At 68.7% G+C, this 9,835-nt stretch carries 10 protein-coding genes; 6 read left to right on the top strand and 4 right to left on the bottom strand.

All coding sequences use genetic code 11. The features are described 5' to 3' along the window. Positions 1-55: 55 nt before the first annotated feature. Positions 56-733 carry an MBL fold metallo-hydrolase gene (locus tag RJ05_RS07685; RefSeq protein ID WP_036534871.1) on the bottom strand — a complete coding sequence of 226 codons (678 nt, stop codon included), beginning with the start codon at positions 731-733 and terminating at the stop codon, positions 56-58. A 271-nt stretch (positions 734-1,004) separates the two neighbouring features. On the opposite strand from RJ05_RS07685, the gene RJ05_RS07680 reads away from it, so the two are divergent. After that, positions 1,005-2,984, top strand: a complete 1,980-nt coding sequence (locus tag RJ05_RS07680; protein ID WP_036534816.1) for a TPM domain-containing protein — start codon at positions 1,005-1,007, stop codon at positions 2,982-2,984. Between the two features lie 186 nt (positions 2,985-3,170). On the opposite strand, the gene RJ05_RS07675 is transcribed toward RJ05_RS07680, so the two are convergent. Further along, on the bottom strand, positions 3,171-4,454 hold the full coding sequence (locus RJ05_RS07675) for a phthiocerol/phthiodiolone dimycocerosyl transferase family protein (RefSeq protein ID WP_249040619.1): 1,284 nt from the start codon (positions 4,452-4,454) through the stop codon (positions 3,171-3,173). A 195-nt stretch (positions 4,455-4,649) separates the two neighbouring features. On the opposite strand from RJ05_RS07675, the gene RJ05_RS07670 reads away from it, so the two are divergent. Both RJ05_RS07670 and RJ05_RS30740 read left to right on the top strand, forming a co-directional pair. Then, entirely contained in the window at positions 4,650-5,258 is a 609-nt protein-coding gene (locus tag RJ05_RS07670; RefSeq protein ID WP_036534867.1) for a TenA family protein, read from the top strand. A gap of 158 nt (positions 5,259-5,416) precedes the next feature. Then, on the top strand, positions 5,417-5,557 hold the full coding sequence (locus tag RJ05_RS30740; protein WP_156090805.1) for a hypothetical protein: 141 nt from the start codon (positions 5,417-5,419) through the stop codon (positions 5,555-5,557). 56 nt (positions 5,558-5,613) lie between these two features. On the opposite strand, the gene RJ05_RS07665 is transcribed toward RJ05_RS30740, so the two are convergent. Then, positions 5,614-7,014 (bottom strand): glycine--tRNA ligase, encoded by a 1,401-nt coding sequence (locus RJ05_RS07665; RefSeq protein WP_174343910.1) that lies wholly within the window; start codon positions 7,012-7,014, stop codon positions 5,614-5,616. A gap of 211 nt (positions 7,015-7,225) precedes the next feature. Between RJ05_RS07665 and RJ05_RS07660 the strand changes: the two genes are divergently transcribed. Both RJ05_RS07660 and RJ05_RS07655 read left to right on the top strand, forming a co-directional pair. After that, positions 7,226-7,576 (top strand): ArsR/SmtB family transcription factor, encoded by a 351-nt coding sequence (locus tag RJ05_RS07660; protein ID WP_036534814.1) that lies wholly within the window; start codon positions 7,226-7,228, stop codon positions 7,574-7,576. Positions 7,577-7,578: 2 nt separating this feature from the next. Then, a complete protein-coding gene (locus RJ05_RS07655; RefSeq protein WP_051016336.1) occupies positions 7,579-8,007 on the top strand; it encodes a Fur family transcriptional regulator in 429 nt (142 codons plus the stop codon). 146 nt (positions 8,008-8,153) lie between these two features. Here RJ05_RS07655 and RJ05_RS07650 read toward each other — a convergent pair whose 3' ends face one another. After that, positions 8,154-9,128 carry an ABC transporter permease gene (locus RJ05_RS07650; RefSeq protein ID WP_036534812.1) on the bottom strand — a complete coding sequence of 325 codons (975 nt, stop codon included), beginning with the start codon at positions 9,126-9,128 and terminating at the stop codon, positions 8,154-8,156. A gap of 101 nt (positions 9,129-9,229) precedes the next feature. Between RJ05_RS07650 and RJ05_RS07645 the strand changes: the two genes are divergently transcribed. Then, complete coding sequence (locus tag RJ05_RS07645) at positions 9,230-9,835, top strand: TetR/AcrR family transcriptional regulator (protein WP_036534810.1); 606 nt, start codon at positions 9,230-9,232, stop codon at positions 9,833-9,835.

Here is a 9,835-nt window from a genome sequence, read left to right as displayed (position 1 = left end):
GGGGCCCGCTTTTCCGGTGCGGACCGGGTGCTCTGCCCGTCGACGTCGGGGCGAACTACCAGCCCCGCTCCTTCCACTCCCCCAGCTGCGGCCGTTCGGCGCCCAGCGTGGTGTCGTCGCCGTGGCCCGGGTAGACGACGGTGTCGTCGGGGTAGCGGTCGAAGAGTTTGGTGGTGACGTCGGCGTAGAGAGTGGCGAAGTCCTGCGGGCTGCCGGTCTTGCCCAGCCCGCCCGGGAACAGTGAGTCGCCGGTGAACAGGTGGGTCCGGCCGGAACCGTCGGTGAGGGCGAGCGCGATCGAACCGGGCGTGTGGCCGGTCAGGTGGATGATCTCGACGTTCAGCTTGCCGATCGTCAGGGTGTCGCCGTCGGCGAGGGTCTCGGTCGGTGTGATGGGCAGGTCTGCGGCGTCGAGGGTGTGCGCGGTGGTCGCGGCGGTGGTCGCGGCGGCGACCTGGGCCAGCGCCTGCCAGTGGTCGGGGTGCCGGTGGGTGGTGACGATGTAGCGGACCATGCCAGGCGTCTCCTGATCGATCAGGGCGATGAGGCGGTCGGCGTCATTGGCGGCGTCGATGAGCACGGCGGCGCCGGTAGCGGTGCACTGCACCAGGTAGCTGTTGTTGTCCATCGGCCCGACCGACATCTTGATGATCCGCGCGCCGGGTACCTCACGCTGCTGGGCGGCCGAGTCGGCGGAAACGTGACCGGTGTAGGTGCTGTCGATGGTGACCACGGTCTCGATGTTATCGCCGGCTGGATGGCGCAGACGATGCCCGTCGCTCGCGTTCGGGATGACGGGCGGGGAAATCGACGGGCCGATGGCGGGATGAACCTTGCGTGGCGGCAGGCGCACACGCGGCGAGACTCGGATCTCGTCGCATGCTGCCGCGCGTAGCCGCGGCCCGCGGCCGGTGCCCGCTGCGCGATCGATGCGACGGCCGCGCTCGCGCGACCCGCGCCCGACGGCGGCCGCGCGGCGCTGGGTGCGCGATAGATTCGATGCCATGGCGCTGCATCGGGTGGTCCGCTGGTCGCTGCTGGTCGTGCTCGGGGTGGGGCTGGTATGCGCCCCGCTGCCGCTGGTCTCGGCACCGGCGCGAGCCGAGCCGCCGACGCGGATGGACACCTATGTGGTCGATTCGGCGAACGCACTCGGCGCCGCGGGTGCCACCGAGGTGCGCGCGGCCGTCGATCGGCTCTATGCCGACCATCAGGTGCGGCTGTGGGTGTATTACGTCCGCGATTTCGCCGGTCGGAGCCCGCAGGACTGGGCGGCGCAGACCGCGCAGCGCTCCGGGTTCGGCACCCGCGACATGCTGCTGGCGGTGGCCGTCGACGATCGGGCCTACGCCTTCGACGGTGCGGCGCCCAGCGGCGTCAGCGAATCCGAGCTCGACCGGATTCTCACCGCCGAGGTCGAGCCCGCCCTGCGTGACAGTCGCTGGGCCGACGCGGGAGTGGCCGCCGCCGACGGGCTGGGGGCGGCGATGTCCGGCGGCGGGGTGACGCTGGTTCCGGTGCTCATCATCGGCGTGCTGATCGTCGGCGTGGTCGGGGCACTGGTGCTGTTCACACGCAGGCGCAGGCGAGGACGCGATCGGGCGGAACTGGAACGGGCTCGGGCCATCGATCCGACCGATTCCCGTGCCCTGGCGGTGCTGCCGTTGCCCGTCCTGCACGCCAGGTCGCGCGAGCTGCTGGTGGACGTCGACAATGCGGTGCGCACCAGTTCCGAGGAATTGGAGCTGGCGACCGGAGAATTCGGCGATACCGCCGTCACCCCGTTCCGAACCGCCGTCGACCAGGCGAAAGCGGCACTGGCACAGGCGTTCGCGATCCGGCAGCGACTCGACGACGCCATCCCGGAAACGCCCGATCAGCAGCGCGCACTGCTGATAGAACTGATCGGCACTCTGGGCCGGGCCGATCGCGAACTCGACGAGCAAGTCACCGCCTTCGATGCGATGCGCGATCTGCTCATCAACGCCACCGATCGATTGGACGCGCTGACTCGGGATCTGGTCGACCTCACCGGACGGCTACCAGCCGCCGACAAGGAGCTCAACCGCCTCGTCGCCGCGCATCCCCCGCAGGTACTCGACTCGATTCGCGCCAACGTCACGATGGCGCGCGAACGTATCGCCTTCGCGGAAAGCAGTATCGACGCCGGGCGCGACGCGTTGCGACGGCCGGTCGGTCAGCAGGGCGGCGCGGTCGCGGCGATCCGGGCCGCTGAGGGCGCGATCGGGCAGGCCCGCACGTTGCTCGATGCCATCCTGCACGCGGCGGCGAATATCGAACAGGCACGCGCCGGTCTGCCCGCCGCGCTGGACGAACTGCGCAGCGATCTCACGGCGGCGGCCGAACTCACCGCACACGGCGGGCCCGAGCTGGCCTCGGCCACCGCGAGCGCGCACACCGTCCTCGAGGAAGCACAGAACACGGCGGCGACCGATCCCTTGGGCGCCTTCCACGACGTGCTCTCCGCCGACGCCGAACTCGATCGCGCCCTCGCGAACGCCACCGAACGCAAACTCGCCGCCGAAGACCTGCGACGCCGTCTCGATCAGGCACTCCTCGACGCAGGCTCCCGGGTGCGTACGGCCGCCGACTACATCAGCACCCGCCGCGGCGGCGTCGACGCCACTGCTCGCACCCGCCTCGCCGAAGCCCAGCGCCACCTCGACGGCGCGACAAGGCTGCGCGACAGCGATCCGGCCACCGCCCTCACCCACGCCCGCACCGCCGCCGACCTCGGCGGACGCGCCCTGCACGAGGCCAAGGCCGGCGTCCAGGCCTGGGAAACCGGGCGCGCACCATCCGGAACCGCGCAGGCGGGAGCGATACTCGGCGGCATCCTGATCGAGGGCCTCCTGCGCGGAGCCGCCGGCGGTTCCCGGCGCGGTTACGGCGGCGGATATCGCCCACCGTCGTTCGGCGGGTCCTCCGGCTCGCGGCGGATCAGCCGGGGCGGACGCTTCTGACCGGCCGCCATCAGGACCCCATCGGCTCAGCGCCGGTACGGCCCGGCCATGGGGGCAGTCCGCACAGGCAACTGATCATCGGCGCGCAGTCCGGACGGGTCGGCCCGGTATCAGGGAGAGGGATGCGGGCGGATCGCCCGGACCGACGCCGCCTGCACAGCAGCTCACCCGCAGGGTTCGGGGCCGTCAGCTCGGTACGCTCAGCGCCGGTGCGCTCGCCGGACGGATCGGGGCGGTCAGCTCGGTGTGCACACGCTCGTAGAGGTGGGCCGGGTCGGGGCCGCCGAGGATGGCGACGGTGAGCCGGGCGGCGAAGGTGTAGGCGAGGAAGGTGACGGCGGCCGACGGTCCGAGTGAGCGACGTGGGTGCGCCGACAGGTAGACGATCTCGTAGTCGGTGATCTGCAACCCGTCGGGTGTGCGGAAGTGCGGAACGACCCCGGTGTTGGTGATCGCGATGTGCCCGGCGAGCGAGTGGATCCGGTTGTCACCGAAGTAATCCGGGAAATGCAGCACCGACTGCTGCACGGTTCCGGAGTCGAGGTCCGACCGCAGTCGTATCGAGATCCTTTGTGCCAGTTCGACAATGCAGCCGGCACCGTCGACCTCCGCGGTGAACGCGGCCAGGCCCGCCATGTTCGTGCCCGCGGCAGGCGCGACCGGCGGATCGAGCCGCGACCGCAGATCCACCGGGTAGAGACAACCGACGGGGACCGCACCGCCGGCACCGGCCGTGGCGGCGTAGGCCCGCAGCAGCCCTGCGGTCAGCAACGCGTTGACGCTCACCCGGTGCAGCTTGCTCAACTCGACGATGCGGGCGGTGGCGGCCGGTTCCAAGCGCAACCGTCGCGGCCGCACCAGAACTGCTTCGCCCGGGCCGTCGTCACCGGCCGGCGGCGGCGCGGGCGTCAGCGGACGCGCGACGTCCTCGAAGCCCGAATGCCCGTGCCGTGCGATGCCACGTCGCTCGGCATGCCATTCCAGCGGCATCGGATGGCCGAACGGCTCCACGGCGCCGGGCAAACCCATGACCCGGTCGGTGTAGCAATCCCAGAATCGGGCGAACAATTCGACGCAGTGGCCGGCGTCGGCAACACCGTGGTGCACATACATCGTCACGCGCGACAGCTTGCCGGGTCCGCACACGACGTCGACGTAGGCCATCTGCTCGGCCGGGTCGAGGCGATGTACGGGCATGGTGAGTTCGGCAGGATCGCCCGCCCGCGTCCACAGCTCGACCGGGCTGGAACTCGCAGGCCGCAGCAGATGCCCGCGTCCGTACTCATCGATCCCGATTCGACAGACCAGGATCGGATACGCGCGCAGCAGTGTCGCGAAGGCAGCTCGCAGCGCCGGAATATCGAGTAGCCCGGCGACCGTCACCGACCGTCCGGTGTAGGTGCCGTGCCGGACGAATCGTTGTTCCGACGGCGCCAGCAACCGCACCACATCACCCGCATCCCACAGCACCCCGCAAGCGTGCGGCAACAGCTGTTCACGCGCAAATCCACGGGGCCGGAAAACATTACGGTTCGGCATCGACGAGAAGCCGAGGCTGCCCACGGCGCGATCCACCGATCGCCGGAACACCGGCGCGACAGGTCCAGGGATGAACCGCACCGCACCGCATCGAGCCGTTGCCCGCGCATGCGCGAGACTGTCGGCATGAGTCTCGCCGCACACCTGGAAGAGCTCGGCCGGCCGATGGTCGAGGAACAACTGGCCCACCCGACGGTCGCCGGAATCGCGCGCGGTGATCTGCCGGACCCGGTGTTCCGCTCCTGGCTGGAACAGGACTATCTGTACCTGCTCGACTACGTCCGCGTGTTCAGCCGCCTGGCCTGGCAGGCGCCCGCGGGCCATCTCGGCGACCTGGTGGACCTGGCCCATTCCACCTACCACGAGGAGCTGTCACTGCACCGCTCGCTGGCCGCCGAGTTCGGCGCGGATCTCGACGGCGCGGTCAAAGGCGAGCCGTGCGCGGCCTACACCCGGTTCCTGCTGGACGCCGCCGCCTCCTATGGCGCGGGCCTGGCCGCGCTCTACCCCTGCATGTGGGGCTATTCGACGCTCGGCATCATCCTCGCCAAGAACCCGCCCGCCGAACCGCGTTACCGCCGCTGGGTCGAGACCTACGCCGATCCCGAGTTCGCGGCGCTCACCCGCCGCTGCGCCCGCATGCTCGACGAAACCGACGTCGATCCGGCCACGGCCGAACACTTCTTTCGGGAAGGCATGCGCCACGAACTGGCGTTCTGGGACGTCCCGGCCTGAGCGCAGCCGCAAGGACCCTTGGCGGTTCCAGCAGAGAAATTTTTGAAAATGCAGCGTTTCTCTTCGCTCCGGCCGATACGCTCCCTCACACTCCCGCGGGCGCCCCGCCCAAGACCGGGAGCGTCGGGCCCCGCTCGACTGCACGATGAGGAGAACACATGCGCAAGCACCCCACCAGGACCGACGTCAATACCGGTAGCGCGGCCGGCGGCAACGCCGACGGCGGAGTCCTGGCCCTGCTGATGGGACTGATCCAATCCATGTCCACCGGCAGCGGCGCCAGCAGCGGAATCGGCTGACGCACAACGCACGAGGGCCGGTCACCGCAGTGCGGTGACCGGCCCTTCGAGACGAATCAGGCGCCCAGCAGGTGCTTGGCCAGATAGCCCTCCACCTGGTCCAGCGCGATCCGCTCCTGCGTCATGGAGTCCCGCTCACGGATCGTGACAGCCTGGTCGTCGAGGGTGTCGAAATCGACGGTGATGCAGAACGGGGTACCGATTTCGTCCTGACGACGGTAGCGGCGCCCGATCGCACCGGCGTCGTCGAATTCGACATTCCAGTACTTACGCAGTTGCGCGGCAAGGTCTTTCGCCTTGGGCGTCAGGTCGGCGTTACGCGAGAGCGGCAGCACCGCGGCCTTGACCGGCGCCAGCCGGCGATCCAGCCGAAGCACCGTGCGAGTGTCCACACCGCCCTTGGCGTTGGGCGCCTCGTCCTCGGCGTAGGCGTCGACCAGGAACGCCATCAGCGAACGGGTCAGACCGGCCGCCGGCTCGATGACGTAGGGGATGTAGCGCTCCTTGGTGTTCTGGTCGAAGTAGACCAGGTCCGTGCCGGAGTGCTCGGAGTGCGTCTTCAGGTCGTAATCGGTGCGGTTGGCGATGCCCTCGAGCTCGCCCCACTCGCCGCCCTGGAAGCGGAAGCGGTACTCGATGTCGGTGGTCCCGGCCGAGTAGTGCGACAGCTTTTCCTTCGGGTGTTCGTACAGCCGCAGGTTGTCCGGGTCGATGCCGAGATCGGTGTACCAGGAGAAGCGGGTGTCGATCCAGTACTTGTGCCATTCGGCGTCTTCACCCGGCTTGACGAAGAACTCCATCTCCATCTGCTCGAACTCGCGGGTGCGGAAGATGAAGTTGCCGGGGGTGATCTCGTTGCGGAAGCTCTTGCCGATCTGGGCGATACCGAACGGCGGCTTCTTGCGCGCGGTGGTCATCACGTTGGCGAAGTTGACGAAGATGCCCTGCGCGGTCTCCGGGCGCAGGTAGTGCAGGCCCTCTTCATCGTCGACCGGGCCGAGGAAGGTCTTGAGCAGGCCGGAGAAGTTGCGCGGCTCGGTCCACTTGCCGGGCTGGCCGGTCTCGGGGTCGTTGATATCGGCCAGGCCATTGGCCGGCGGGTGGCCGTGCTTTTCCTCGTACGCCTCGAGCAGATGGTCGGCGCGGTAGCGCTTGTGCGTGTGCAGCGATTCGACCAGCGGGTCGGTGAAGGTGGCGACGTGGCCGGAGGCCTCCCAGACCTGACGCGGCAGGATCACCGAGGAGTCCAGGCCGACGACGTCTTCGCGGCTGGTGACCATGGAGCGCCACCACTGCTTCTTGATGTTCTCTTTCAGCTCGACGCCGAGCGGACCGTAATCCCAGGCCGACTTGGTGCCTCCGTAGATCTCACCGCACGGGTACACCAGACCCCGGCGCTTGGCGAGGTTGGCAACGGTGTCCACCTTCGACTTGGGTGCCACGCGAGAATTCTCCATCCAGTACGAGTCGGAATCGGGCGGCCGGATCGGGCCCATGCGGCCGATCCCCATACATTGTGATGTAGCGAAGTACACCGTATTGGATCCGCCGACTGGCTACAGCCTATCGACTCTCCACAACCGGGTTTGCACCACCACGGCATGCCTATTTGACATGCGCACCTGTGCATATCAAAATGGGATCGCTTTCCAATAAGGAGATGGTTCCATGACTGCCGAGGCGGCCACCGCTCACCCGCACAACCCGTATCGGTCCCCCGCCCCCGCGCCGGTCCCCACCCGGACCGTCCTGGAGGACGCCGGAGAGCTACTGCGCGCACTCGCCGCCCCCGTTCGCATCGCGATCGTGCTACAACTGCGGGAGTCGCCGCGTTGCGTGCACGAGTTGGTCGACGCGCTCGGCGTCACACAGCCGCTGGTCAGCCAGCATCTGCGCATTCTCAAGTCGGCAGGTGTGGTGCACGGCGAACGTTCGGGACGCGAGGTGCTCTACGAACTCGTCGACGACCATCTGGCCCATATCGTCGTCGATGCCGTCGCGCATGTGGAGGAAGGTTGATCGTGTCGGACAAGTTGGTCGTTTCGCAGAAGCCGGTGGGTATCCGCAGTACCCGCCAGCGCAGCGCGATCGCCGCGCTCCTGGGGGATATCGAGGAATTCCGCTCCGCCCAGGAGCTGCACGACGAACTGCGTCGGCGCGGCGAAGGCATCGGCCTGACCACGGTCTACCGCACGCTCCAGTCCCTGGCCGACGCGGGCATGGTGGACGTACTGCGCACCGACTCCGGCGAATCCATCTACCGCCAGTGCTCGACCGGCCACCATCATCACCTGGTGTGCCGCCGCTGCGGCCGCACCATCGAGGTCGAGGGACCGACTGTGGAGGCCTGGGCCGAGTCCATCGCCGACAAGCACGGTTTCACCGAGATCAGCCACACCCTCGAAATCTTCGGCACCTGCCGGTCCTGCGCGGACGATTCGGACAGCTGAGGTTCTCCGGCATCTGCATCGTCGCGCCAGTTCTCCAGCGGCGGCGTCGGCCCGGCTGCCTTCGCTGAGACCACATATCAGCGCAGAAGAAGGCCGTCACCCGATAATCCGGTGACGGCCTCTCACGCGAGCCCAGGTGCGAGCGCTCAGCCCGCCATCGCGGGAACCGGTGCCGCGGCCCGCTCATCGGAGCCCCGCCGTTCGCGGACCGCACCGATCGCCAGCAGCACCACCGCCAGACCGGCCCACACCAGCAGCACCACCAACGGACCCGTCGCACCGGCACCGTCGAAGAAGGCCACCGAGCGCAGCAGCGACGCCGCCGCACCAGGCGGCAGCAGCTGACCGATGGCGCCCCACGGCTGCGGCAGCAGTTCCGGCGCCGAGGTGGCGGCCGAGAACGGGTTACCGATCAACAGCATGGTCAGCGCGGCGATGCCGATACCCGCCCGGCCGACCACGGCAGCCAGACCGGTGACCGTGCCCGCCACCGCGAACGACACCAACCCGGCGACCGCGGACACGACGAGGTAGTTGCCCGGGATCAACGACAGCCAGCCCTGCACGATCGCCATGCTCAGCAGGCCACCCGCCACCGCGAAGCTCAGCAGGCCGGTCATCCGGCCGATCGCCGAGGGCACCAGCAGCGTCAGCAGCACACCCGCGGCGATGCCCGACATCACCAGCGGCAGCGCCATCGCCCCGAATCCGACACCGCGCGGATCATCGGGGTCGGCGGCAACCAGATCCTCGACCGCAGGCGCCGGTACGCCGGACATCTGCTGGGCGACCTGGGTCAACTGCTGGGCGACGGCGGGGCTGGCTCCGGAGGCGATCAGCACCCGCGGCGCTCCCCCGCCGGTGACGATCGCACCGTAGACCTCGCGGTCGGTGATCGCGGCCCGTGCCGCGCTCTCGTCGGGCGTCGTGGTGATCTCGAAGGCGTCGGCGTCATGCGCGGCCAGCCGTTCGGCGACCATCGCCGCCTGTGGGCCCGTCACCGCTACCGGTAGGTCCCTGGGTGCCATGTTGGCGGCGGGCCAGGCGAAGGCGATCAACATCAGCGCTTGGATCAGGGCCGCGACTGCGCCGATGGCCACGGCGCGCTGGGTGACGTTCATGACGTTCTCCTGTAAATCGGAGGCTCGTTCTTTTTGATGCACCTACGGTCGCACCGGAGGTGTGAGTTGTCTAGAACGGATATTCGTTTTACTTTTGAGGCATGCCTCGAGTCAGCGAAGAACACCTGGAACGCCGCAGGCAACAGATCGTCGAAGCCGCGCAACGCTGCTTCTCCCGCAAGGGCTTCTACAACACGTCCATGCAGGACGTCTTCGCCGAATCCGGGCTCTCCGCCGGCGCGGTGTACCGCTACTTCAAGAGCAAGGACGAACTGGTGGCGGCACTGGCGTCGAACGCAACCGTCGACGTGCGGGCGCTGATGGCCGACGTGGTGCGCCGCGATCCCCTACCGGTCCCCGCCGAGGTGGCCGAGCATCTGCTCGGCTGGCTCATACCGCAGACCGGTCCCGAAGGCAGGCTGCGCCTGGCTCCGCAGGCGTGGTCGCTGGCGTTGGTCGATCCCGACGCCGCCGTCTACGTGCGCCGGGCGATGAGCGGGATCCGCGATATGTGGGCGGAGTACATCGGCCGCATGGTCGAGGCCGGCTGGCTACCCGAGGACACCGACATCGAGGCGACCGCCGTCGCGCTGTTCGGCATCCTGCCCGGATTCCTGTTGCAGCAGTTGATCATCGGCGATTTCGACCCGAAGGCGGCAGTGCGCGGCGTTGCGGCGCTGCTGCCGTTCGGTTCGCCGCCGAGCTGA

Source organism: Nocardia cyriacigeorgica NBRC 100375 (assembly GCF_000308555.1).
In the GTDB taxonomy this organism is placed as follows: Bacteria; Actinomycetota; Actinomycetes; order Mycobacteriales; family Mycobacteriaceae; genus Nocardia; species Nocardia cyriacigeorgica.
The sequence above is the reverse complement of the archived record's forward strand: the minus strand, read 5'-3'. Positions and strand labels throughout refer to the sequence as shown.

Coding starts and splice junctions, on each gene's coding strand:
- RJ05_RS07645 (WP_036534810.1), top strand. CDS start 9,230: ATGCCTCGAGTCAGCGAAGAACACCTGGAACGCCGCAGGCAACAGATC.
- RJ05_RS07680 (WP_036534816.1), top strand. CDS start 1,005: ATGGCGCTGCATCGGGTGGTCCGCTGGTCGCTGCTGGTCGTGCTCGGG.
- RJ05_RS30740 (WP_156090805.1), top strand. CDS start 5,417: ATGCGCAAGCACCCCACCAGGACCGACGTCAATACCGGTAGCGCGGCC.
- RJ05_RS07650 (WP_036534812.1), bottom strand. CDS start 9,128: ATGAACGTCACCCAGCGCGCCGTGGCCATCGGCGCAGTCGCGGCCCTG.
- RJ05_RS07660 (WP_036534814.1), top strand. CDS start 7,226: ATGACTGCCGAGGCGGCCACCGCTCACCCGCACAACCCGTATCGGTCC.
- RJ05_RS07670 (WP_036534867.1), top strand. CDS start 4,650: ATGAGTCTCGCCGCACACCTGGAAGAGCTCGGCCGGCCGATGGTCGAG.
- RJ05_RS07665 (WP_174343910.1), bottom strand. CDS start 7,014: ATGGAGAATTCTCGCGTGGCACCCAAGTCGAAGGTGGACACCGTTGCC.